This window comes from Kitasatospora sp. P5_F3 (assembly GCF_054049135.1).
The window spans coordinates 14,117-36,572 of sequence record NZ_JBFUMY010000062.1; the positions used below are offsets into that span (position 1 = coordinate 14,117).

The 22,456-nt window shown below is 72.5% G+C and carries 26 protein-coding genes; 14 read left to right on the forward strand and 12 right to left on the reverse strand.

All coding sequences use genetic code 11. From position 1 onward, the window contains the following. The first annotated feature begins 31 nt into the window (after positions 1-31). The gene (locus ACXJMZ_RS28625) at positions 32-832 is read left to right on the forward strand and encodes a DeoR/GlpR family DNA-binding transcription regulator (protein ID WP_457032936.1); all 801 of its coding nucleotides are present in this window, start codon (positions 32-34) and stop codon (positions 830-832) included. 19 nt (positions 833-851) lie between these two features. Here ACXJMZ_RS28625 and ACXJMZ_RS28630 read toward each other — a convergent pair whose 3' ends face one another. Both ACXJMZ_RS28630 and ACXJMZ_RS28635 read right to left on the reverse strand, forming a co-directional pair. Beyond that, positions 852-1,352: a GNAT family N-acetyltransferase gene (locus ACXJMZ_RS28630; protein ID WP_457032937.1), complete on the reverse strand. Its 501-nt coding sequence runs from the start codon at positions 1,350-1,352 to the stop codon at positions 852-854. 45 nt (positions 1,353-1,397) lie between these two features. Then, a complete protein-coding gene (locus ACXJMZ_RS28635) occupies positions 1,398-2,501 on the reverse strand; it encodes a PLP-dependent cysteine synthase family protein (RefSeq protein WP_457032938.1) in 1,104 nt (367 codons plus the stop codon). Positions 2,502-2,699: 198 nt separating this feature from the next. Between ACXJMZ_RS28635 and ACXJMZ_RS28640 the strand changes: the two genes are divergently transcribed. Beyond that, complete coding sequence (locus ACXJMZ_RS28640; RefSeq protein ID WP_457032939.1) at positions 2,700-2,951, forward strand: hypothetical protein; 252 nt, start codon at positions 2,700-2,702, stop codon at positions 2,949-2,951. A 42-nt stretch (positions 2,952-2,993) separates the two neighbouring features. Here ACXJMZ_RS28640 and ACXJMZ_RS28645 read toward each other — a convergent pair whose 3' ends face one another. After that, positions 2,994-3,575, reverse strand: coding sequence for a DUF5994 family protein (locus ACXJMZ_RS28645; RefSeq protein WP_457032940.1), 582 nt, complete (start codon positions 3,573-3,575; stop codon positions 2,994-2,996). A 337-nt stretch (positions 3,576-3,912) separates the two neighbouring features. After that, a complete protein-coding gene (locus ACXJMZ_RS28650) occupies positions 3,913-4,773 on the reverse strand; it encodes a PhzF family phenazine biosynthesis protein (protein WP_457032941.1) in 861 nt (286 codons plus the stop codon). A gap of 175 nt (positions 4,774-4,948) precedes the next feature. Between ACXJMZ_RS28650 and ACXJMZ_RS28655 the strand changes: the two genes are divergently transcribed. Then, on the forward strand, positions 4,949-5,134 hold the full coding sequence (locus ACXJMZ_RS28655; RefSeq protein WP_457032942.1) for a hypothetical protein: 186 nt from the start codon (positions 4,949-4,951) through the stop codon (positions 5,132-5,134). A gap of 1 nt (position 5,135) precedes the next feature. Here ACXJMZ_RS28655 and ACXJMZ_RS28660 read toward each other — a convergent pair whose 3' ends face one another. Further along, complete coding sequence (locus tag ACXJMZ_RS28660; RefSeq protein WP_457032943.1) at positions 5,136-5,531, reverse strand: MerR family transcriptional regulator; 396 nt, start codon at positions 5,529-5,531, stop codon at positions 5,136-5,138. A gap of 205 nt (positions 5,532-5,736) precedes the next feature. Between ACXJMZ_RS28660 and ACXJMZ_RS28665 the strand changes: the two genes are divergently transcribed. Next, positions 5,737-6,144, forward strand: coding sequence for a VOC family protein (locus tag ACXJMZ_RS28665; RefSeq protein WP_457032944.1), 408 nt, complete (start codon positions 5,737-5,739; stop codon positions 6,142-6,144). Here ACXJMZ_RS28665 and ACXJMZ_RS28670 read toward each other — a convergent pair. Beyond that, complete coding sequence (locus tag ACXJMZ_RS28670; protein WP_457032965.1) at positions 6,117-7,364, reverse strand: ROK family protein; 1,248 nt, start codon at positions 7,362-7,364, stop codon at positions 6,117-6,119. The two genes, ACXJMZ_RS28665 and ACXJMZ_RS28670, sit on opposite strands and share 28 nt — an antisense overlap. 170 nt (positions 7,365-7,534) lie before the next feature. Between ACXJMZ_RS28670 and ACXJMZ_RS28675 the strand changes: the two genes are divergently transcribed. Further along, positions 7,535-8,761: an MFS transporter gene (locus ACXJMZ_RS28675; protein ID WP_457032945.1), complete on the forward strand. Its 1,227-nt coding sequence runs from the start codon at positions 7,535-7,537 to the stop codon at positions 8,759-8,761. Between the two features lie 23 nt (positions 8,762-8,784). On the opposite strand, the gene ACXJMZ_RS28680 is transcribed toward ACXJMZ_RS28675, so the two are convergent. Next, positions 8,785-9,294: a GNAT family N-acetyltransferase gene (locus ACXJMZ_RS28680; RefSeq protein WP_457032946.1), complete on the reverse strand. Its 510-nt coding sequence runs from the start codon at positions 9,292-9,294 to the stop codon at positions 8,785-8,787. Positions 9,295-9,467: 173 nt separating this feature from the next. On the opposite strand from ACXJMZ_RS28680, the gene ACXJMZ_RS28685 reads away from it, so the two are divergent. The 4 genes from ACXJMZ_RS28685 (at position 9,468) to ACXJMZ_RS28700 (ending at position 12,824) form a co-directional block, all read left to right on the forward strand. Further along, positions 9,468-10,037, forward strand: a complete 570-nt coding sequence (locus ACXJMZ_RS28685; RefSeq protein ID WP_457032947.1) for a HutD/Ves family protein — start codon at positions 9,468-9,470, stop codon at positions 10,035-10,037. A 54-nt stretch (positions 10,038-10,091) separates the two neighbouring features. Further along, positions 10,092-10,979: an AraC family transcriptional regulator gene (locus tag ACXJMZ_RS28690; protein ID WP_457032948.1), complete on the forward strand. Its 888-nt coding sequence runs from the start codon at positions 10,092-10,094 to the stop codon at positions 10,977-10,979. Between the two features lie 105 nt (positions 10,980-11,084). Continuing rightward, on the forward strand, positions 11,085-11,969 hold the full coding sequence (locus ACXJMZ_RS28695) for a dioxygenase family protein (protein WP_457032949.1): 885 nt from the start codon (positions 11,085-11,087) through the stop codon (positions 11,967-11,969). 93 nt (positions 11,970-12,062) lie between these two features. Next, complete coding sequence (locus tag ACXJMZ_RS28700; RefSeq protein WP_457032950.1) at positions 12,063-12,824, forward strand: class I SAM-dependent methyltransferase; 762 nt, start codon at positions 12,063-12,065, stop codon at positions 12,822-12,824. A 12-nt stretch (positions 12,825-12,836) separates the two neighbouring features. Here ACXJMZ_RS28700 and ACXJMZ_RS28705 read toward each other — a convergent pair whose 3' ends face one another. From ACXJMZ_RS28705 to ACXJMZ_RS28715, 3 genes are read right to left on the reverse strand one after another with little or no spacing between them, the layout of a single operon-like run. Further along, on the reverse strand, positions 12,837-13,592 hold the full coding sequence (locus ACXJMZ_RS28705; protein ID WP_457032951.1) for an acyltransferase: 756 nt from the start codon (positions 13,590-13,592) through the stop codon (positions 12,837-12,839). 52 nt (positions 13,593-13,644) lie between these two features. Further along, the gene (locus ACXJMZ_RS28710) at positions 13,645-14,442 is read right to left on the reverse strand and encodes a nucleotidyltransferase (protein WP_457032952.1); all 798 of its coding nucleotides are present in this window, start codon (positions 14,440-14,442) and stop codon (positions 13,645-13,647) included. 13 nt (positions 14,443-14,455) lie between these two features. Then, a complete protein-coding gene (locus ACXJMZ_RS28715) occupies positions 14,456-15,220 on the reverse strand; it encodes an enoyl-CoA hydratase family protein (protein WP_457032953.1) in 765 nt (254 codons plus the stop codon). A gap of 163 nt (positions 15,221-15,383) precedes the next feature. Between ACXJMZ_RS28715 and ACXJMZ_RS28720 the strand changes: the two genes are divergently transcribed. Then, positions 15,384-16,178, forward strand: coding sequence for an ATP-grasp domain-containing protein (locus ACXJMZ_RS28720; RefSeq protein ID WP_457032954.1), 795 nt, complete (start codon positions 15,384-15,386; stop codon positions 16,176-16,178). Here ACXJMZ_RS28720 and ACXJMZ_RS28725 read toward each other — a convergent pair. After that, complete coding sequence (locus tag ACXJMZ_RS28725; RefSeq protein ID WP_457032955.1) at positions 16,168-17,430, reverse strand: MFS transporter; 1,263 nt, start codon at positions 17,428-17,430, stop codon at positions 16,168-16,170. The two genes, ACXJMZ_RS28720 and ACXJMZ_RS28725, sit on opposite strands and share 11 nt — an antisense overlap. 82 nt (positions 17,431-17,512) lie before the next feature. Between ACXJMZ_RS28725 and ACXJMZ_RS28730 the strand changes: the two genes are divergently transcribed. The 4 genes from ACXJMZ_RS28730 to ACXJMZ_RS28745 all read left to right on the forward strand — a co-directional run bounded on the left by ACXJMZ_RS28730 (position 17,513) and on the right by ACXJMZ_RS28745 (position 21,176). Next, positions 17,513-18,502: an ArsR/SmtB family transcription factor gene (locus tag ACXJMZ_RS28730; RefSeq protein ID WP_457032956.1), complete on the forward strand. Its 990-nt coding sequence runs from the start codon at positions 17,513-17,515 to the stop codon at positions 18,500-18,502. A 139-nt stretch (positions 18,503-18,641) separates the two neighbouring features. Continuing rightward, positions 18,642-20,327, forward strand: coding sequence for a peptide ABC transporter substrate-binding protein (locus tag ACXJMZ_RS28735; RefSeq protein WP_457032957.1), 1,686 nt, complete (start codon positions 18,642-18,644; stop codon positions 20,325-20,327). A gap of 142 nt (positions 20,328-20,469) precedes the next feature. Next, positions 20,470-20,904, forward strand: coding sequence for an N-acetyltransferase family protein (locus ACXJMZ_RS28740; RefSeq protein ID WP_457032958.1), 435 nt, complete (start codon positions 20,470-20,472; stop codon positions 20,902-20,904). 44 nt (positions 20,905-20,948) lie between these two features. Next, positions 20,949-21,176 carry a hypothetical protein gene (locus tag ACXJMZ_RS28745; RefSeq protein WP_057233150.1) on the forward strand — a complete coding sequence of 76 codons (228 nt, stop codon included), beginning with the start codon at positions 20,949-20,951 and terminating at the stop codon, positions 21,174-21,176. Here the strand turns inward: ACXJMZ_RS28745 and ACXJMZ_RS28750 are convergent. Next, positions 21,065-22,411: a geranylgeranyl reductase family protein gene (locus ACXJMZ_RS28750; RefSeq protein ID WP_457032966.1), complete on the reverse strand. Its 1,347-nt coding sequence runs from the start codon at positions 22,409-22,411 to the stop codon at positions 21,065-21,067. The two genes, ACXJMZ_RS28745 and ACXJMZ_RS28750, sit on opposite strands and share 112 nt — an antisense overlap. Positions 22,412-22,456: the final 45 nt, after the last annotated feature.

Here is a 22,456-nt window from a genome sequence, read left to right on the forward strand (position 1 = left end):
TGGCGGAGGAATCCACCGAAAGGCCGATCAGATGTCCGACACCAGCAACCTGCTCGCCGAACAGCGCAGGGCGCTGATCCTCGACGAGGTCCGGCGGCGTGGCGGGGTCCGGGTCAACGAACTGACCCAGCGCCTGAACGTGTCCGACATGACGATCCGTCGGGACCTGGACGCGCTGGCCAGGACCGGCGCGGTCGAGAAGGTGCACGGCGGCGCGGTCGCACCCGGCGCACCGCTCGCCCACGAGCCCGGCTTCGAGGCCAAGTCCTCGCTGGAGCCCTCCGCCAAGGAGCAGATCGCCAAGGCCGCCGCCGCCCTGGTCACCCCCGGCAGCGCGATCGCCCTCTCCGGCGGTACCACCACCTACGCACTGGCCCAGCAGCTGCTGGAGATCGACCGGCTGACCGTGGTGACCAACTCGGTGCCGGTCTCCGAGGTCTTCGAACGGGCCCGCCGCAAGGGCGTCGGCGCGGCCACCACCGTGATCCTCACCGGCGGCGTCCGCACCCCCTCCGACGCCCTGGTCGGCCCGGTCGCCGACCGGGCGATCCGCTCGCTCCGCTTCGACCTGCTCTTCCTCGGCGCCCACGGCCTCTCCACCGAGGCCGGCCTGAGCACCCCCAACCTGGCCGAGGCCGAGACCAACCGCGCCCTGATCGACTCCGCCCGCCGCACCGTGGTGGTCGCCGACCACACCAAGTGGGGCGTGGTCGCGCTCTCCACCATCGCCCCGCTCACCGCCGTGGACAGCTGGGTCACCGACCCGGGCCTCCCGGCGCCGGCCGCCGCCGAGGCCCGCGCGCAGCTGCGCGAGCTGCTGCTCGCGGACTGAGCCTGCTGCTGCCCGCCTGCTACTCGCTGTCCACCAGCGGGAGTTCGTAGTGCAGCGAGTCGCCGTCCGTACGGACCAGCGCCAGGCCCGCCTTGCGGAGCACGCCCTGGGAGGCCGGGTTGTCGGTCGTGGTCTCCGCCCGGAACACCAGCGCGCCCGCCGACCTGGCGTGCGCCAGCACCGCGAGCACCGCCTCGGTCGCGTACCCCTGGCCGCGGGTGGCCTCGGCCAGGCCGTAGCCGACCTCGACCCCGCCGTTCTCGTCCGGGCCGCCGTGGAAGCCGATGCCGCCGATCGCGGCGCCGTCCTCGCGGCGGCGGATCTCGAAGTTGCCGAACGGGTGCGGGTCGTTGCCGTCCTGACAGCCCTTCAGGAACATCCGGGCCCCCGTCTTCTCCCCTTCGGCCGGGTAGCCGGGCGCCCAGAGGTCGGTGGGCCCGGGTTCGCCGGCCACCACCCGCCCTGCCTCCTCGGGGGTGAAGGGGTGCAGGGTCAGGCGTTCAGTCAGAAGATCATCCATGGCGCACTGACTATCATCCGGCCGCTTCCGCACGCCAGCGGTTATTCAGCCCAGCCCGCCCTCACCCTTGAGGAACCGCTCCAACTCGTCCACGTGCGGGGCGATGTCGATGCCCTGGCCGGCCAGCCAGTCGTCGGAGTAGTACTTGTCCAGGTAGCGGTCGCCCGGGTCGCAGATCAGCGTCACCACGCTGCCGCGCTGCCCGGCCGCCCGCATCTCGGCGACGATCCGCAGCGCGCTCCACAGCCCCGTCCCGGTCGACGCCCCGGCCGTCTTCCCGAGCACCCGCTCCAGCACCCGCATCGCGGCGATCGACGCGGCGTCCGGCACCTTCATCATCCGGTCGATCGCCCCGGGCACGAAGCTCGGCTCCATCCGAGGACGCCCGATCCCCTCGATCCGGGACCCCCGGTCACAGGTGGCGTCCGGGTTGTGGTCGACCCAGCCCTCGAAGAAGCAGGAGTTCTCCGGGTCGGCGACGCAGATCCGGGTGTCGTGCTGCTGGTAGTGCACGTACCGCGCGATGGTGGCCGAGGTACCGCCCGTCCCGGCGGTGGCGACGATCCAGGCCGGCTCCGGGTGCGGCTCCAGGCTCAGCTGAGCGAAGATCGACTCGGCGATGTTGTTGTTCCCCCGCCAGTCGGTGGCCCGCTCCGCGTAGGTGAACTGGTCCATGTAGTGCCCGCCGGTCTGCTCGGCCAGCTGCGCCGAGACCTCGTAGACCTCACAGGCACTGTCGACAAGGTGACACTCGCCGCCGTGGAACTCGATCAGGTCGATCTTGGCCTGGCTGGTCGTCTTCGCCATCACCGCAACGAACGGCACCCCGATCAGCTTGGCGAAGTACGCCTCCGACACCGCCGTCGACCCACTGGACGCCTCGATCACCGGCTTCCCCGGCCTGATCCACCCGTTGCACAGCGCGTACAGGAACAGCGACCGGGCCAGCCGGTGCTTCAGGCTCCCGGTCGGATGCGTCGACTCGTCCTTCAGATAGAGGTCGATCCCCCACTCCTCCGGCAGCGGGAAGCGCAGCAGGTGCGTGTCGGCCGACCGGTTCGAGTCGGCCTGGACCTTCCGGACCGCCTCCTTGAGCCAGGCCCGGTACACCGGGTCGGTACGGTCCACGTCCGTGCTCTCGCTGGCCATCGCGCTGGTCTCCTCGGTATTGCGGTCAACTCCCGTGGGCAGTACCGAGTGTAACAAGTAATTACGATAAGTAACTTTATTGATGCCCCCAGCTTCCGCTTATCTGCCATCACCCCGCACTCACTCAACGGTCGCCGTCGGTCGGTCCGGCCCATACGGTCGTGTTCCGGGGTGGGATCGTCGGCACAGGAGGCCAGGATGCAGCAGTACCGATGGGTTCTGGAGACCCAGGACGACGACGGCCACTGGTCCCGACAGGACGGTGCCCCCATGCAGAATCCCGTGGATTACGACGGGCCGCCCCAGCAAGCGGCCAACCACCTGCGGGAGGTGTTCGTGCGCACGCTCTCCATCCCCGCTCCCGGCCCCCGGGCGGTCAGGATCCGCCTCTGGGAAGGGGCCGACACTGTCGGCGAGCCCCAGGCCGAGACGGAGTGGTCACGCGAGTGACACACCCGGCCCCGACCGAACAGGGCGGCTCCCGTCCGCCGGCTACGCGGGCGTCGGCCAGGAGTCGGCTCGGCTCCGAGCGAGATCCGCGCGCCTACCGGCCCCGCCAGGGCTGTCGGAGGGCAGGACGGCCGACGGCAGGAAGTCGGAGTCGGAACACTCCGGTTCAGCCGCACCACCGACCGCCTTCGCAGCGAGCAGGGCGCTCGCGGTCCTGGTGTTCGCGGGGTCTGCCGCCGCGGACATCAGCCCGGCGGCGTCGACGGCATCCGTCTGCGGCGGGACGACCAGCAGGCTCAGCCGGTGCGGGGCGTACGAGCACACCATGATCATGTGCTCATCCTGCTCGGTGGTGAACCAGCCCGCGTGGACGGTGTGGCCCGCAACCGGGATCCGCGAAGGGATGACCGGCCACTGTGCGGGGTTCACGGTGATCCGGGTGACCCTGCCCCACCGCCGGTCGAGTTCGGCGGCCAGGGAGGGGAGTTCGAGAAGAAGATCACGCGACCGGGGCCACCAGGCCCCGTCCAACCGGCCGGCCCGTACGCCGTCGGGCGCAAGGGACAGCCGCAGGGTGGGTTCGGGGGTGGTCGGCATCGTCGCACGATCGAGGATCTGAGCCATGATCAGAGACCTGTCTCCGAACCCGCCGACCAGGGCCGAGCCCGGGATAGCCGTTCACCGGAGACGACGCCAGTATCAGGGGTCCGGCATGCGAAGTGCCTTCGGTGACGCCCAGGCTACTCTCCTGTACCGTCCGAATCCGGCATGGCCGCGAGGCCGACTGCTCCGCCCCGGCATCGCGGGCATCGAGGAACGAACGCCCGGACCATGAGCGGTCCGGACCTTCAAGCAGGCGGACGATACGCGATTCGGACTCGTGAGGGTTGCCCTCAACACGCTTTCCAAGCGGGCGATCCTCAGTTGGGCACTGGTATCCAAACGCGCCCCCCAGCTGTCGCTACCCGGCGGCGGGGATCCGGACGGCGTTGCCGCTGACGCGGATGCGCGGGTCGCCGGAGCGGAGCTCGACGCGGAGGCGACCCGGGCGGCCGAGGTCGTGGCCCTGGTGGAGGGCCAGGACGGCGTCCGGGGTGGTGGCGCCGAGGTCGCGGAGGTAGGCACCGAGGGCGGCGGCTGCTGCGCCGGTGGCCGGGTCCTCGACCACGCCGCCGACCGGGAAGGGGTCGCGGACGTGGAAGACCGTGTCCGACTCGCGCCAGACCAGTTGAAGGGTCGTCAGGTCACGGTCCGTCATGAAGCGGGCCAGGCCGTCGAAGTCGTACGCGAGGTCGGCCAGCCGCTCGCGGGTGGCGGCGACGAGAACGAGGTGCCGGGCACCGGCGTACGCGATCCGGGGCGGCAGGGCGGCGTCCAGCTCGGTGGCGGACCAGCCGAGCAGCGCGAGCGCCTCGGCGACGTCAGCCGCCGAAACCTCCAGGACATGCGGCTCGACGCTGGTCAGCGTCGCCTCCAGCGCGTCGGGACCGGCCGTGACCGCGACCGGGACGGGCCCGGCTCCGGTCTCGAACAGCAGCTCGCCGGCCCCGATCCGCTCGGCCAGCGCGACGGCGGTGGCCACGGTGGCGTGACCGCAGAACGGGACCTCCGCCAGCGGGCTGAAGTAGCGCACCGCGAAGCTGCGTTCGGACGCACCCGGGGTGAGGAAGGCGGTCTCGGAGTAGCCGAGCTCGGCCGCGATCGCGAGCTGGGCGGCGTCGTCGAGCCCGGTGGCGTCGAGTACCACGCCGGCGGGGTTGCCACCCGCCGGGTCGGCGGTGAACGCGGCGTATCGGAGCACCTCAGGGGCGTTGTCGGTCATGCCCGTCGGCAACACCGCCGCCCGGCCGCCCATTCCCGGTAACACTCAACCCACCTCGGTCACCGGGGTTTAACCCGCCAGCCCTGCTCGGCATCCGGATGAGACCCGGCGGCAAATCCCGCGTCATGACGGTCGGTCAGGCTGAGCACACCACAACGTCCCGGAAGGACACACCATGAGCGACTTCGCCTTCCTTGCCAGCACCCTCGCCGGTCTCTACGCCGAGACGGACGACGGCTCCGGCGCCCCGCAGCGCGTGTCCGGCCACGAGGCCGACCGCCTGGCCACCCTCCCCCGCCACGAACACCGCCCGCCCCGGGCCGCCCGTCGCCCTCGCCTCACCGCGCGTCGGCAGGCCTGACTCACCCCACGCCGAGACCCACATCGAGCAGCTCCGAGGCGCTCTCGATGACTTCGTCCAGCACGTCGCGGGAGCCGATCAGGTCGGTGATCAGACGGTTGATCCGGTCGCGTTCGACGCCGAGTTCGTCGACCAGTTGCGGGGTGGCGCGCTCGCTCGGGCCGCCGTCCGTGTCCCGCATGCAGGGCAGCAGTTGGGCGATCTTCCGGCTGTTCAGCCCGGCCGCGTAGAGCGCCTGGAACCGGATCACCCGGTCCACCGCCCAGTCACCGTAGGTGCGTTGGCCGCCGGGGGTGCGTTCGGACCGGAGCAGGCCCTGGGTCTCGTAGTAGCGGAGCGACCGCTCGCTCACCCCGGTGTCCCGCGCCAGTTCACCGATTCGTTCTGCCCGCCCCACTCCTCCGCCGGCCAACTGATCGCCGCCGAGGCGTCCGCCTCGATCCTGGTGGGCCAGGGCTACCCCAACTTGGCTTCCTCCCTGCCCTGAAGGACGGGGATTCCGGCCGCACGTTCCGTGCAGGGACTTCACCGTTCCCGAACTCCTGACGTCGCATTAGGCTCCCGTTGACCGAAGATCGTCAACAGCGGGGAGAGAACACCTCATGCGCGTCAAGGACTTCGATCACCTGGTGCTGAACGTCCAGGACGTCGAGCGGGCCCTGGAGTTCTACTGCGGGCCGCTCGGCCTGGCACCGGTCCGGGTCGAGGAGTGGCGGGCCGGAAAGGCGCCGTTCCCATCGGTCCGGGTCAGCCCGACCACCATCATCGACCTGGTCGCCCATGAGCGCGGCGAGTCCAACGTCGACCACTTCTGTCTGGTGGTCGAGCCGCTGGACTGGCAGGAGGTGCTCGACTCCGGCGCCCTCACCGTGCTGGAGGGCCCGGTCGACCGATACGGCGCGCGCGGCAGCGCCCGGTCGGTCTACGTCCAGGACCCGGACGGCAACGTGATCGAGCTGCGCTGGTACCCGGCGGACGCCCGTCAGCCCGGCAGCGGCAGCACCGACTGAGGGTCGTTCAGGTACGGCGCCCAGGCGAGTTCGGCCGCGCCGACCAGGCCCGCGTGGGTGACCTCGGCGGACACTATCGGCACCCGGCCGCTGCGGCCCCAGAGACAGCGCTCGGCGACCACCGAGGCCAGCCGGTCGGGAGCGGCGGCCAGCAGGTCGAGGTGCAGTCCGCTGAGCACGATCCGGTCGGGATTGAGGATGTTGACCAGCCCGGCCAGGCCGAGGCCGAGGCGGTCCACCACGTGGTCGACGGCGGCCCGGGCGGCCGGGTCGTCGGCGGCGGCGCGGGCCAGCTCGCGGGCCTGGGCGAGCAGCGGCCGGTCCGGGTCGGGGGTACGGCCTGCGGCGGCGAACAGGGCGTCGGGGTCGGTCTCCGAGTTGAGGCAGCCCCGGTTGCCGCACAGGCACGGCCGCCCCTGCGGATCGACCGTCAGGTGGCCGACCTCCAGGGCGAGTCCGGCGCTGCCGGTGTGCAGCCGGCCGTCGATCACCAGCGCGCCGCCGACGCCCCGGTGGCCGGAGGTCACCAGCAGCAACTGCTGGGCACCCCGCCCGGCGCCGTGCCGGTGTTCCGCCAGCGCGGCCAGGTTGGCGTCGTTGGCGACCGCGCTCGGGAACGGGTACTGCGCCCGGGGGCCCTGGTCGGCCTTGCGCACCTGCTCGGCGAACAGGTCGGCCACCGGCGTACCGCTCGGCCAGGCGAAGTGCAGGGCCACCAACGCGGTGCCGTCCGGTTCGGTGACGGGGTTGGGCAGGGCGAGAGCGGTGCCGAGGCAACGTCGGCTGCTCGCCCGGGCCAGTTCGGCCCCGGCCTCGGCGACGGCGCGCAGCATCCGGACCGGACCGGTGGCCGGGGGCAGCGGCAGGTGGACGGGCGGTTCGAGCTGACCGCCGAGGCCGACCAGCGCGAGGCTCAGTCCGTCCGCGTGGATCTGGGCCGCGATCACCACCGGACCGGCGGGGTCGACGGCCAGTCGGTGCGAGGGGCGCCCGCGCCCGCCACCGGCCGGGCTGGAGTCGACGGTGATCAGGCCGAGGGCCTCCAGTTCGGCGCTGACCGCCCCGGCGGTGGCTCTGGTCACCTCGAGCGCGTTGGTCAGCGCGGAGCGGGTCGGGGCCTGCCCGGTGTGCACCAGCGCGAGCGCGGGGCCGAGCAGGGTGCGCCCCCGGTCGGGCGCGGCACGCCGGGCGTGGGCGCCGGTGCCCTCGGCTGCGGTCAGGCGCGGGAGAGCGGCCGAGAGCGCGGAGCCGCCCGTCCGCGCCCCTGGGCGCTCCTCGGCGGTCCGACCCTGAGCGCGAGCTGACGGTTCGGCAGATTCCCCGCGGCGGCGGGCATCACCGGACGGCGGCGGACTTGAAGGTGTGTGCGGCACTCCCCTATTCTGCTTTTGTGCCGCTACTAAACAAAACCCGCGTCCGTTCAGCAGCCCACAACCACCCGGTCGGCCCAGCGCCTGCCCCAGTCTGGACCACCGCCCGGATCGCCCTGACCGCCTTCTTCGCCGTCGACGGCTTCCTGTTCGCCGCATGGGTGGTCCGGATCCCCGACATCCGCGCCCAGGTCGACGCCTCGCACAGCGCACTCGGCCTGGCCCTGCTCTGCCTCTCGGCCGGTGCCGTGGCCACCATGCCCCTGATCGGCCGACTCTGCGTCAGGTACGGCAGCCGCCCAGTCACCGTCGCCTCGCTGGCCGCCCTCAGCCTCGCCGTCCTGCTTCCCGCGCACACCGGTTCGGTGCTCACCCTGGGCGCCGCCCTGCTGCTCTTCGGTGCGGCCTACGGCGCCGCCAACGTCAGCATGAACAGCGCCGCCGTCGACCTGGTGGTCGAACTCCGACGCCCCGTCATGCCCAGCTTCCACGCCGGGTACAGCCTCGGCGGCCTGCTCGGCGCAGCCGTCGGCGGACTGCTCGCAGGCACCCTCAGCACCGCCTGGGCCCTCGCGCTCAGCGGCGGGCTCGGCCTGCTGGTCACCACGGTGGCCGGCACCGCCCTGCTCAGGACCGCCACCGTAACCAAGCCCGCCCCCGTCGCCACCGCCAAGCCCCCCGTACGCCAACCCGCCCGGAACGCCCGCCTGTTGGTGGTCCTGCTCGGTCTGGTGGCACTCTGCGACGCCTACGGCGAGGGCGCGCTCGCCGACTGGGCCACCCTGCACCTGACCGACGACGTGCACGCGAGCGCCGGTCTGGCCGCCACCGGCTACGGCGCGTTCGCCTTCGCGATGACCGCCGGGCGGCTCGGCGGCACCTGGCTCTCCGTCCGGGCCGGGCAGACCCGGGTGATGGTGGTCGGCGGACTGACCGCCGCCACCGGCATGCTCGTCGCCGCGCTCTCCCCCGCCGTGCCGCTGGTGCTGGTCGGCTTCGTCCTGGTCGGCCTCGGCCTGGCCAACATCTTCCCGCTCGCCATCGCCGCGGCCGGCGCGGCGGGCGGACCGCAGGGCGTCGCCACCGCCTCCACCCTCGGCTACGCGGGCATGCTGGTCGGACCGCCGGTGATCGGCTTCCTCGCGGACGCCACCACCCTGCCGATCGCCCTCACCACCGTCGCCGCCACGGCCACGCTGGCCGCCGCCCTCTCGCTGCTCGTCCGGCCGAAGCCCGCCGCCCACTGACCCTTGCAGCCTCCGGCCCTTCCTCAGCCGTCCCGCCCGATCCGGAACGACGCCATCTCGAGGCCGTACCAGCGGTCGGTGAGGCCCGTGGCCATCATCCCCAGCCGCCGGCACACCGCCATCGACGGCTCGTTGCCGGGCCGGACCACCGCGTGGATCTCCGCCAGGCCGTCCGCGAAACCCTTGGCCAGCGCACCCCGGGCCGCCTCGGTGGCGAAGCCGTGGCCCCAACTGTCCGGGTGCAGGTGCCAGCCGACCTCCACCTCACCGTCCCCGTCCGGCAGGGGCAGCAGCAGGACGGACCCCACCACCGTCCCGATGTCCCGCCGCTGCACCGCCCACACCCCGTAGCGGGGATCGGCCGAGCGCGCCCGGCAGCGCTCCACCAGCGCCGCCGCCTCGTCCGGTGTCTCGAGCGCGCGGGGCGCACTGCCCAGCCACTTCGCCACCTCCCAGCGGGAGTAGATGTCGAACGCACGCTCCTGGTCGGCCTCGTCCCACAGCCGTACGCTCAGCCGGTCGGTCTCGAACACGGTGTCCTCCAGTCCTGGGCAACTGACCGTCATGCTGCCGGATCGGTCCGCGCCGGTGCGCGGGAATTCCGCCTCGTCCGGGCAGCGCCAGATCCTCGCCGGGGCAGCAGCGCTTACCCTGGGAGACCCGGTCCCGGGCCGACCGGCCCGGCGTGAGCAGCGAGGCAGTGCAGATGACGACGGTTCAGGTACTCCGCGCCGACCAGCGCCCGGCCACCCCGTGGCTGAACGGCGGCGGCATCACCCGCGAGGTGGCGGGGCACCCGGCCGGGGCCGGGCTGGCCGACTTCCACTGGCGGGTCAGCCTGGCGGACGTCGCGCAGGGCGGCCCGTTCTCCCGCTTCGAGGACGTCGACCGGGTGATCACCGTGGTGGAGGGCACGGGCATGGCCCTCACCGTGGCGGGCTCCGAGCACCGGCTCGCCGAACCGTTCCGCCCGTTCGCCTTCCCCGGTGACGCCGAGACCGGCTGCGAGCTGCTCGGCGGCCCGGTGGTGGACTTCAACGTGATGACCCGTCGGGGCCAGGCCGCCGCCGAGGTCGAGGTGGCGGACGGGCAGCGCACCGTCACCGTCCCGCCGGACGCGACGGTCCTGCTGGTCTGCCTCTCCGGCACGGCCGAACTCGGCGCTGCGGACGTCCACTTGGGCCGCTACGACGCCGCTCTGATCGACGGCCCCGGCGAGCAGCAGCTCCGGGTCGACGGCCGTACGGCGGTGGTGACGATCCGCCGGACCGCCTGAGCCCTGACGCATGTGGTCTGGACCTGTCGAGGGTGGCGGCCGCAGACTGCTGCGATGAGCATCGACTTCCCCGTCCACGGGCTGATGGTGCCCGAGCCGCATGTGCTGCCGTTCGCCATCGGGTCGTTCGACACCATCGGGGAGCTGTCCCGGGCCGGGTTCCCGCACCGGCACTCGTTCTACGAGATCGTGCACGTCACGGGCGGGCGCGGCACCCACGTGGTCGACCTGGCGCACTGGCCGCTCGACCCGCCGCACCTGTGCGTGATCGCGCCGGGGCAGGTGCACTACTGGGACGAGGTGGACGGCCTCACCGGCCAGGTGCTGATCTTCAACGAGGACTTCCTGCTCTCGCACCCGGAGGACATCGCGGCGCTCCGCACGCTGGCCGCCCGCCCGTGGCTACGGCTGACCGGATCCGACCACGAACTCCCCGCCCTGATACACGAGTTGGAGCGGGAGTACCGGACCCTGGCGGACGGCTACCCCGGGGTGCTCCGCTCGTACCTGCACATCCTGATCGTCCGGGCCCTGCGCGCCTCGGCGCCGGGCGCGGAGCCGGTGACACCCGGCCGTACGGACGAACTGGTCGCGGCTTTCCGCCAGTTGATCGCCGAGCCGGGACGGTCGGTGGCGGACTGTGCCCGACAGCTGGGGGTCTCGACCGGCCATCTGCACGCGCTGGTCAAGCAGGCCACCGGCCGGACACCGGGCCGGCTGATTCGCCAGCAGCAGACCATGACGGCCAAACTCCTGCTGACCCGAACAGATCTGACGGTTCGCCAGATTGCGAAGGAGTGCGGCTTCGGCGACCCGGCGTACTTCTGCCGGTTCTTCCGGCGGGAGACCGGGATGACGCCCGGGGAGTTCCGGGGCAACGCCGGAGGAAATCACCACGATCCCCGGCTGGAGTCCATCGCCGCACCCCTGGAAGGACCGTAGGTTCACAGCTGGCCGCCGCGCCGTTCCCGGCACCGTCGGCTGTCATGAGCCCCTCATGGCCACACCCCCACGGTGGCCATGCCTCCCCGTCCCCAGGAGACCCCCATGTCCGACCAGGACGCACCTCAGGTGCAGGAACCCCAGGTGCCCGAGCGGCTGTTGAGCCGCAAGACGCTGCTGAAGGCGGTCGCCATGGCCGGCGCCGCCCCGCTGCTGCTCGGGGTGGGCACGGCGCTCGCCCGCGACCAGCGCGGCACCGGCGTGGCCCCCGAGCTCACCCCCGACTGCGACGACGGTGACGACCCGACCGTCCCGCAGACCGAGGGGCCGTACTTCAAGCCCAACTCCCCGCTGCGCACCTCGCTGGTGACGGCGAGCACCCCGGGCACCCGGCTCACCGTCAGCGGGTACGTCTTCGGCTCCGCCTGCCTGCCGATCGCCAATGTGCTGCTGGACTTCTGGCAGGCCGACAACAACGGCGCCTACGACAACACCGGGTTCACCTTCCGGGGCCACCAGTTCACCGACGCCCAGGGCGCGTTCAGCCTGAGCACGATCGTGCCCGGCCTCTACCCGGGCCGCACCCGGCACATCCACGTCAAGGTCCAGGCCCCGAACCGGCCGGTGCTCACCACCCAGCTGTACTTTCCCGACGAGCCCCGCAACAGCACCGACTCCATCTTCGACGCCCGGCTGCTGATGACCGTCCGGCAGATCGGCTCCGGCAAGGAGGGCACCTTCGACTTCGTGCTGAACGTCCCGCAGACCCCGAGCCCCAGCCCCTCCCCGACCGGAAGCCCGACCGCCACACCCACCGCCACTCCTACCCCCACCCCCACGCCCACCGGCGGCAGTTGGGCCCCCGGCACCGCCTACCGGGCCGGCGACCGGGTCACCTACGGCGGCGCGTCGTACCAGTGCCTCCAGGCCCACACCTCGATGACCGGCTGGGAGCCGCCGAACGTCCCCGCGCTCTGGCGCCGGCTCTAGTGAACCGGGTCGGGCGGGCGTCCAGCCGGGCGCCCACCCGACCCTCGGGGCAAACTGGTTGCCCGCCGCCCGCAATGCCGTGATGATGACGTTATGTCACGTACCTTCGAGGACCTCGTCGCCGAGGCCGAATCCGTCTCCGTGGACGGCTGGGACTTCTCCTGGCTGGACGGCCGGGCCACCGAGCAGCGCCCCTCCTGGGGCTACCAGCGCACCGTCGGTGCCCGGCTGGCCGGGGTCTCCGCCGCGCTGGACATCCAGACCGGTGGCGGCGAAGTCCTGGCCGGGGCCGGGAAGTTCCCGCCGGTGATGGCCGCCACCGAGTCCTGGCCGCCGAACGTGGCGAAGGCGACCGCGCTGCTGCACCCGCTCGGCGCAGTGGTGGTGGCCGCCCCGGACGAGCCGCCGCTGCCGTTCGCGGACGGTGCCTTCGACCTGGTGACCAGCCGTCACCCAGTGCGGCCGTACTGGTCGGAGATCCACCGGGTGCTCCGGCCCGGCGGCACGTACCTGGCCCAACACGTCGGCCCGGCCAGCGTGTTCGAGCTGGTCGAGTACTTCCTCGGGCCGCTGCCCGCCGAGGCGTACCGGGGCCGGCACCCCGATGACGAGCGCGCGCAGGCGGAGGCGGCGGGGCTGGAGATCGTCGACCTCCGGTCCGAACGGCTGCGGACGGAGTTCCTCGACATCGGCGCGGTGGTCTACTTCCTGCGCAAGGTCATCTGGATGGTCCCCGGCTTCACCGTCGAGCAGTACCGCGACCGGCTGCGCGAGCTGCACGAGCAGATCCGGGCCGAGGGGCCGTTCGTGGCGCACTCGGCCCGCTTCCTGGTCGAGGCCCGCCGACCCCGCTGACCGGGCGTACCGTCAGGAGCCCTCGCCGGGCAGCCGCAGGTCCCAGCCGATCAGTTCGCGGAGCTGATCTGCGGTCAGGTCCCCCGGCAGGGCGGTCGGCGGCTCGTGCCGGAACGGCGGCTGCCAGCCCTCGGCCTCGGACCAGCTGCGCACCACCTTCGCCGGGGCGCCCGCGACCACGGCGAAGTCGGGCACCTCGCCGCGTACCACCGAACCGGCCGCCACCACCACGTTCCGCCCCAGCTTCGCGCCGGGCAGGATCACCGCACCGGTGCCGATCCAGCTGCCGGAGCCGATCTCCACCGGCTCGTTGCGCGGCCACTGCTTGCCGATCGGCAGCTCGGTGTCGTGGTACGAGTGCGCGGTGTCGGTGATGTAGACGAAAGGCCCCGTCCAGACATCGTCCCCGAGGGTGATCGACTGGTGGCCGACCAGATGGCTGCCCCGGCCGATCACGCAGCCGCCGCCGATCCGCACGATCGGCTCGTCCCCCAGGTCGAGCCCGGGCACGAACCCGGCCGAGATGGTGACGCGTTCGCCGATGATCGAGAACGGGCCGATGGTGATCCACTGCTCGTTGAACACCGTCCCGAGCGGGAAGGCCAGCTTGGTGCCGTCCCCCAGCTCGCGGAACCGGTACGGACCGGGGCTCTGGTTGGAGACCGCGCCGACCCCCTGGACCCAGGCCCACCCCCGGTGCACCAGCCGCCCGGCGGCCCGGCGGCCTCGGGCGCGGACTGCGGCGAGCAGGGAACTGGAGTTCGGCATGACTCCCACGCTATCGGTCCTGACCGGTCGGTAACACCGGGAGGGAGCAAGCTCACACCGGGTCGGGCCTGGCCGCCTTCACCCCGTGCACGGCGGCGTACTCGGCCACCAGCCACGGGCCGAGCTCCTCGGTGAACATCCGCAGCACCTCCCGGTCCCCGGTCGGCGCGAGCGCCACCTCGGCGGCGGTGCGCAACTGCTCGGCCCGCTCCGGGTAGTAGCCGCCGGCGATCTCGGCGGAGTGGGTGAGATCGCTGGTCCACCCTTCCCATCGGGGCATCACCAGGGTGAACGCGGTCCTGACGAGCCGTCGGGCCACGGCCCGGTTCAGGGTGCGCGGGTCGGTACGGCTGTCGCGCCAGCGCGGCAGCGCGAGCGCCAGGTCACCGTTGGTCTCCCTGGCCAGCAGCGAGGTCGGCCGGTACCTCGGCAGCTCGGCGGCCAGGTCCGGGCCGAGCAGCGGAGTGCACAGGCAGGCCAGGAACCAGCCGAGGTCGTACCGTTCGAGCTCGCTGAGCAGGGTGGCGGTGTCGAAGAGCAGGATGCCGACGCCGTCGACCACACCGTGCCCGGCGTCCAGCGCGGCTCCCAGGGCCGCCGCGTCGGCGCGGTCCGCCTCGGTCGGCGGCCGGTGCAGGGCGAGCAGCAGGTCCAGGTCGGACCGGCCCGGGCGGGCGGTGCCGCGCGGGATGCTGCCGTACAGGTAGCCACTGTGCAGCCGGTCCGGACCGAAGGCGTCGGCGATGCCGCGCCGGGCTGCCTCGACCAAGGGGCCGAACTCCGGCTGCACGCGGTCGAGCGAGCCCTCGCGCGCGATGAAGCCCTGGTCGTCCAGCCCCTTGTCGATCATGCTCCGTACGGTACTACTCCGCCCAGGGGGCCGGGCGGCGCTCCAGGAACGCCCGCATGCCCTGCTGCGCCTCGGCCGAGCCGAACAGCCTGGCCGACTGGGTCACCCGCTCGTCCGCATCCCGCTCGAACGAGGCCACCACCTCGGCGTTGGCCAGTCGCTTGCTCTCGGCCAGCCCCTGCGGGGAGCACAGCCGGAACGCGTCCAGCAGCACCTTCGCGGCCGCTGACGGGTCGTCGGCCGCCTCGGTGATCAGACCGATCCGGGCCGCCTCGGCGGCATCGAAGGTCTCACCGGTCAGGTAGTAGCGGGAGGCGGCGCGCGGGTCCAGCTTGGGGCGCAGCGGGAGCGAGATCACGGCGGGCGCCAGGCCGAGCCTGACCTCGGTGAACGCGAAGGTGGCCAGCGGTCCGGCCACCACCAGGTCGGCGGCGCCGAGCAGGCCGAGCCCGCCCGCCCGGACGTGCCCGTTCACCAGCGCGACCACCGGCTTCGGGCAGTCCACGATCGCCCGCTGCAGGTCCACCAGTCCGCGCGGACCGACCGTCGGGTCCGCCCCGGTCGCCTCGGTCAGGTCGGCCCCGGCGCAGAACACCTTCCCGGTGTGCCCGAGCACCACCGCCCGCACGGCGGGATCCGCCGCCGCCTCGGCCAGTCCCTGCGTCAGCTCGGCCATCAGCCTGCTCGACAGGGCGTTGCGGTTGTGCGGGGAGTCCAGCTCCAGGGTGGTCACGGCATCGGCGGTGCTGACGCGGACGAAAGGTACCTCGCGGGTCATCGCGAAACTCCTGCTTTCCGGCTGAGGGTGGCGCGGAACGGACCGGTGGGCCCGCCCGGACAGGACTCTGACATGCCCACCCGCCTCCGGGCCAGAGGCCCCACCAGGTCCACCGGGAGAAACCCGCTGGTCCGGCCGGGGCGACTGCGGCAGCATCGGGCCCATGTTCACCGACCGACTGCTGCTGCTCGCGCCCCGGATCAACGAGACCGGCCTGCAACTGCTCACCGCCGCCCACGCCCGCGGCCTGCCCGCCCGCACCGCGACCGGCTGGCGGGCACCGCAGGACGTACCGCCGCTGGTGCACCTGTACGGCGGCCCGCTGTACGCCGACGCGGTCGGGCGGGAGCTGGGGGTGGCCGCGCTGGAGGAACTGCCGGGCTGGCTGGCGGAGTTGCCCCGGGAACTGACCCGCCGTTCGGTCGAGCTGCTGCCCCTCGTCGAGGCCAGGGCGCTGCGCCGACGGGCGTTCTGCAAGCCGCCGTCCGACAAGCTGTTCGCGGCCCAGGTCTACCAGGACGGCTCCGGCCTGCCGGGGCCCGACGCCCTGCCGGACGACCAGCCGGTGCTGGTCAGCGAGGTGGTGACGTTCCGTCGGGAGTACCGGCTGTTCGTGCTGGACGGCGCGGTGCGGACCGGTAGCCGGTACGCGGTCGACGGTGAGCTGGACGTGGCGCCGTTGGCCGAGGATCCGTTGCACCGGGAGGTGGCCGCGTTCGCCGCCGAACTGCTGGCGGCGGGTACGGCCGGGCTGCCCAGTGCGGTGGTGGTCGACGTCGGCCTGCTGGCGGACGGTGGGTGGGCCGTGGTGGAGGCCAACCCGGCCTGGGCCAGCGGGGGTTACGCCTGTGATCCGGACGGGGTGCTCGACGTGGTGCTCCGGGCGGCCGGTCCGCTGAGCGAGCTCCGCGCGGCGGACCGGCCGTACTGCCGGGAGCTGCCGGTCGTCACGGGGTGACGGGCGCCGGCGGCCTGGTGCGCTGGGCCCAGCGGACGGTCGGCGGCATCGCGACGGCGGCGGCCAGCATCAGGGCGCCGAGCAGGATCCAGCCGAACAGGCCGTTGGTGATCACCACCGTGGTGACCAGCACCGGGCCGAGCATCAGCGCGGCGGCCGAGCCGGAGTTGAAGACCCCCTGGTACGAGCCGTGATTGCCGTCACCCGCCAGGTCGTAGCTGAGCGCCCAGCCGGCCGCCTGGCAGAAGATCTCGCTGAACGTCTGGCAGGCCACCCCGGCGATCAGCAGCACGGCGGCCAGCCAGCCCGGCAGGCCGTGGGCCAGGCCGATCAGCAGGCAGGAGGCGGCGATCAGCAGCCCGCCCCGGCGGAAGATCCGGGCGGCGGCGGTCGGCTCCTCGGTGCCCCGGGTGGCACGGACCTGGAGCAGCACCACCAGCACGGTGTTGACGATCAGTGAGACCGCGACCAGCACCCGGGGCGCCTCGGTGTGCTCCACCACCCAGAGCGGGATGCCCACCTCCAGCATCGGGAACTGCAGGCAGAGCAGCCCGTTCAGCACGGTCACCGCCAGGAACGGCCGGTTGCGCAGCGCGGGGTTCCCGGTCCGCTCGCCCGGCAGCTTCGGGGCGACGGTGCGCGGCGGCACCGTGAGCGCGCCGTACATCAGCGCGACCACCGCGAAGCTGACCGCGTCGGCCAGCAGCGCCGTCACGTACGCGTTCCGGGTGTCCACGTGCAGCGCGAGCGCAGCGACGGCCGTCCCCGCGCCGATCCCGACGTTGGTGACCACCCGCAGGTAGGCCCGGCCGGCCACCCGCTTGTCGGCGGGCAGCACCTCGGCGTACAGCGCGTTGCGGACGGCGGCCGAGCCCCGGTCGAGGGCGGCCACCAGGCAGGCCAGCGGGACGAACAGCGCGAAGGAGTGCACCAGCGTGTACGCGGCGACGCCGAGCGCCTCGCCGGTCACCAGCACCACCAGTACCCGCTTGCTGCCCCAACGGTCGGCGGCCCGCCCGGCGGGCACCCCCGCCAGCACTCCGCACAGGCCCGCGGCGGTCAGCGCGGTGCCGACCTGGACGGCGCCGAAGCCGAGCACCCGGGTGAAGAACAGCACGCCGAGGGTCATGGTCAGCCCGTTGCCCAGGCAGTTCAGCAGGGTGATCCGGGCCAGCCGGCGCACCGTCGGGTCGGGGTGCAGCAGCCGGTTCCGGGCAGGGGCGGTCGCGGTGGCCTCGGTGGTGGGGGTCATGGGGAGATCCCACCGCCGACGGCCCGGCACCGGTACTCATTTAGGCTATGCCTGACGAGTGCTCAGGCCCCGGGGAGGACGAATGCACCGGTTCCAGCTCGAACTGGACGACCTGGCCTCGGCCGCCTTCGCCTGCTCCCCGCTCCAGGAGGCCGTGCTCAGCCTGCGGGTGTGGACCCACCCCGGCATCTACCACCCGGCCCAGACCGCCTGGTTCGAGCTGATCAGGCCGGAGTTCGAGCGCCTCCCGCAGGCCGCACTGCTCCGCTCGCTGGTCGCCTCCAACCGGTACGTCCCGGACTTCCTGACGCCCCGTCCGGCCACCCCGTTCCCGGACTTCCGCAGTGAACTCGCCCTGGTCAGGGCGCTGCCGCCGGAGCGTCTCGCGACCGAGCTGGAACGCACCCACCTACCGCACGACCGCCGGCTGCCCGCCCCGCTCGCGGCCGGGCTGGCAGCCGACCCGGCCGGGCTGCTCGCCGAGATCGCCGACGGCCTCGCCGCGTACTGGGACCGCTGCCTCGCCCCCGCCTGGTGGCCCCGGGCCCGCTCCGCCCTGCAGGCCGACATCGTGCACCGCTCCCGGATGCTCGCCGAACGCGGCGCGGCCGCGCTCTTCGCCGACCTGGACGGCCGACTGCAGTGGGCCGACGGCGTGCTGACCATCCATCGGGACTGGGCGTCCGGCGACGCCGAGGTGCTGGTGGCCCGGCGCGGCCTGGTCTTCTCCCCCAGCTGCTTCGTCCGCGGTGCCGTCACCTCGATCAGCGACGAGTACCCGCCGTCGATCGTCTACCCCACCCGCGGCCAGGCCACCATGACCCCGTCGCCGCAGCCCCCGCCCGCCCGCGAAGCCCTCGAACTCCTCCTCGGCGCCCCCAAGGCCCGCCTGCTCGCCCTCCTCGACGAACCCACCTCCACCACCGAACTCGCCGCCCGCCTCGGCGTCACCCCCGGCGCCGTCAGCCAGCACCTCGCCGTCCTGCACGCCACCCGCCTGGTCACCCGCACCCGCAGCGGCCGCCTGGTCCTCTACGCCCGCAGCCCCCTCGGCGACCAGCTCCGCAGCTGAGCTCCGGCCCGGTTGATTGTTTCGATTCCCGAAGCTGGCGACCAATTCGGCTGACTGTTGGAATCTAGTCAGCGCGGATGCCCGGCGGTCTGTACGCGAATCCGGCTTCACCCACCAGACGAGATCTCCCGGAGGAATCATGCGATCAACCTTTATGACCCGGACCGCGGTTCTGCCCGGAACGAGTGTTTCGGGTGCGACCGCGAACGGTGCGGCCACCGAAGCCCGCAAGGCCACGATCATCAGCTACCACGGCACCGAGCCGGAGAACGCGCTGATACCCGGTCATACGACGGAGTCCGGTGGGGTCAAGGTGATCGCGGCCCTGTTCCGGGGGCTGATCTCCTACGACCCCATCGACGCCCACCCGCGGAACGCGGTCGCGGAATCCATCAGGACCACCGACTCCACGGTCTTCACCGTCGAGCTGAAGCGCGGCTGGACCTTCCACGACGGCACGCCGGTCACCGCGAGCAGCTTCGTCGACGCCTGGAACTACACCGCACACGGCCCGAACAAGATGCAGGCGGCCAGCTTCCTGGCGCACATCGAAGGCTTCGGCGAGGTGAACGCCGCCGACTCGACGGTCACGGAGCTGTCCGGTCTGAAGGTGGTCGACGACCACACGTTCGTGGTGACCCTGTCGGCGCCGTTCTCCGAATTCCTCGTCACCCTCGGCTGCAGCGCGTTCTTTCCGCTGCCGAAGGCCTTCTTCGAGGACCGGGCGGCGTTCGAGGCCCACCCGATCGGCAACGGCGCGTTCAGGTTCGTCTCCCGGGAGCCCGAGAAGAACATCCTGCTCGAGCGCTACGACCACTACGCCGGGGACGACAAGCCGCAGATCGGCGGCGTCGACTTCCGGATCTACGCAGACCTGGGCGACGCCTACCACGACGTGATGGCGGACCGGCTCGACTACCTGGACGTCACCCCGTTCTGGGCGCTGGAAGGCAACCGGTACCAGAGGGACCTGCCGAACCGCACGTACGACCGGACCTATCTCGGCATCCAGACCATCACCTTCCCGCTCTACGACCCGCGCTACGCCGACCGGCGGGTGCGGCAGGCGATCTCGATGGCGATCGACCGGGTCAAGCTGATCGACAAGATCTTCCAGGGCCACCAGGCGCCCTCCGACGGCCTGGTCCCGCCGGCCGTCTCGGGCCGGGCCGAGAACCAGGGCGGCGAGCTGTGCAGCTACTCCCCGGTGCGGGCCAGGGAGTTGTTCGAAGCGTCCGGGTTCCAGGGCGACATCGAGCTGACGTCCAACATCGACTCGCCGAACCAGCCCTGGATGGAGGAGGTCTGCGCCTCGGTCACCGAGACGCTCGGCGTGCCCTGCCGCTTCGTGTCGATCCCGACCCTCGGGGAGTTCCGGCGCAAGCTGAACGCCCAGGAGATCACCGCGGTGTTCCGCTCCGGCTGGATCGCCGACTACCCGTCGATCGAGAACTTCCTCAGCCCGATGTTCCGGACCGGCGCCTCCGACAACGTCGGCAGGTACAGCAACCCCGCCGTCGACGCCCTGCTCTCCGCCGCCGACACCGCACCGACCAGCGAGCAGGCCTGGGACCTCTACCAGCAGGCGGAGCGGGCGATCCTGGAGGACATGCCGACCGTTCCGATCTGGTACCAGAGCACGCTGTCGGCCTGGTCGACGCGGCTGCGGACGGTCCAGCCCAACCCGTTCCGCGAGCTCGACCTGTACAGCGTCACCGTGGCGGAGCCGGACGAGGACCGCACGTACGACCGCGCCGCCCTCACCGAGACCCGCCGCCGCACCGACCGGCCGGGAGGCCGACCCGCTGCCCCGACCCGCCCGTAGCCGGACCCTCCCCCTGCGACCATCGGTCCGGCCCCGGCCGAACCCGCACGCCGTACCGGACTTGACCACGGTGCGGCGTGCGGGTTCTGCGCGTTCTCGAAAGGCAGTTGACGCCTCGGGGCGGGCGCGGTCTCCTACTGCGATGACCGATCTTCGCATCGAGCCGGTGAGTGGTGACCTCGGCCTCCGGGACTGGCAGCTCGTCCACAACCTGATCATCCCGACCGACCCGCTGTCACTGGACGAGATCCGCGAGCGGGCCGGGCGCAACCGGCTGGAGGTGGCCCACCTCGGCGAGACGCTGGTCGGCTGCTCGACCGTGCGGCCGCCGGTGGACGGGACCGCCACCGTGATCGCCCGGGTGCTCCCGGCGTACCGGCGGCAGGGGATCGGCGCGCAGCTCTACGCGCACTCCCTGGCGTACGCGCGGTCGCTCGGCGCGACGGTGATCGAGACTGTCGTCCTGGCGTCCAACCCGGACGGGTTGCGGTTCGCCGAGGGGCAGGGGTTCGTCGAGATCGAGCGGTATCTGCTGCCCGGTGACACGGTGCCGTACGTCGATCTGCGGCTGGCCTGACCCCGCGGGCGCGGGCACCCCGTCCGGCACGAGAGAATGACGTCATGACCGACGAGCACATCGAAGCACCGAAGTCCGCGAACGAACGCAGGGAGCAGCTGTTCCAGGCCATGCGCAAGGGTGGCGGCAACTGGGACTGGACCCGCGCACGCGAGACGTACTACGAGCAGCCGGACCCGCGCACGGTCCGCCGCGACCTCGAACAGCTGCGCAAGGCGGGCAGGCTGTTCCGCGACCGCGAGACCGGCCTGTACGAGGCGATCGGGTACTGAACCCGACCGCTGACGAAGGTGGCCTCCTCCCGKMCGGGAGGGTAGTCACGCATGATCTGGGCGAAGGTGGTGTGCCCCTGGGTGGTGCGGGCGAACGCGCGCCAGGCCGGGCCGACCAGGCAGACGGCGGCGTGGAACAGGTGCGGGCGGCGCTCGAAGGCGCCCAGCATGACCTTGCCCGCGCGCATCTCCACGCCGAGGCCCGCCTTGATCGCGAAGGCGTAGTTCAGTGCCTGCCGCCGGACGTCCGCCGAACCGTCCGCCTCGGCGATCTTGACCGCCCACTCGCCCGCCAGCCGGCCGGAGCGCAGCGCGTACGAGATGCCCTCCCTGGTCCACGGCTCCAGCAGCCCGGCCGCGTCGCCCGCGACCAGCACCCGGCCCCGGGAGAGCGGCGAGTCCTCGGCCCGGCACCGGGTCAGGTGGCCCGACTCGATGCTCGGGGTGAAGCCGGACAGGCCCAACTGCCGGATGTAGTCGGCGAGGTAGCCCTTGGTCGCCTCACCGTCGCCGCGCGCGGAGATCACCCCGACGGTCAGCGAACCGGACTCGGTCTTCGGGAACACCCAGCCGTACGAGCCGGGCAGCGGACCCCAGTCCAGGTGGATCCGGCCCTGCCAGTAGCGGAGCACCGACTCGGGCACCGGGATCTCCGCCTCCAGGCCGAGGTCGATCTGGTCGAAGGTCACCCCGACGTGCCGACCGATCCGGCCGGCGCTGCCGTCCGCACCGACCACCGCGCGGGCCTCGATCCGGCGGCCGTCCGAGGTGGTGACGGTGACGGTGCGTCCGGCGCCGGCCGGCTGCTCGACCCCGGCCACCGTGACACCGGTCACCAGCACCGCCCCGGCCTGCTCGGCCGACTGCACCAGGCGCAGGTCGAACTCGTCCCGGTTCACCAGCCCGAACAGCATCCGCTTGGAGCGCCGGGTGCGGGTGAAACGGCCGCCGAGCGCGAAGGTGACGGCGTACACCCGGTCCTGTAGCGGGAGCTTGAAGTCCTCCGGCAGGCTGTCCCGGGACGGGCCGATGATGCCGCCGCCGCAGGTCTTGTAGCGGGGGTGCTCGGCCTTGTCGAGCAGCAGTACCCGACGCCCCTGCAGGGCTGCGCCGTACGCGGCGGAGGATCCGGCCGGACCGGCGCCGACCACCACGACGTCCCAGACGCCCGCCAACGGGTCTGGCTGGTCCGACACTTCGTCAGCGTCCGGCCCGGGCGCGGCGGGCGGGTCGATGCGGTCCTGGCCGTGGGAGCTACCGGAGTCAGTCACGGACAGCAA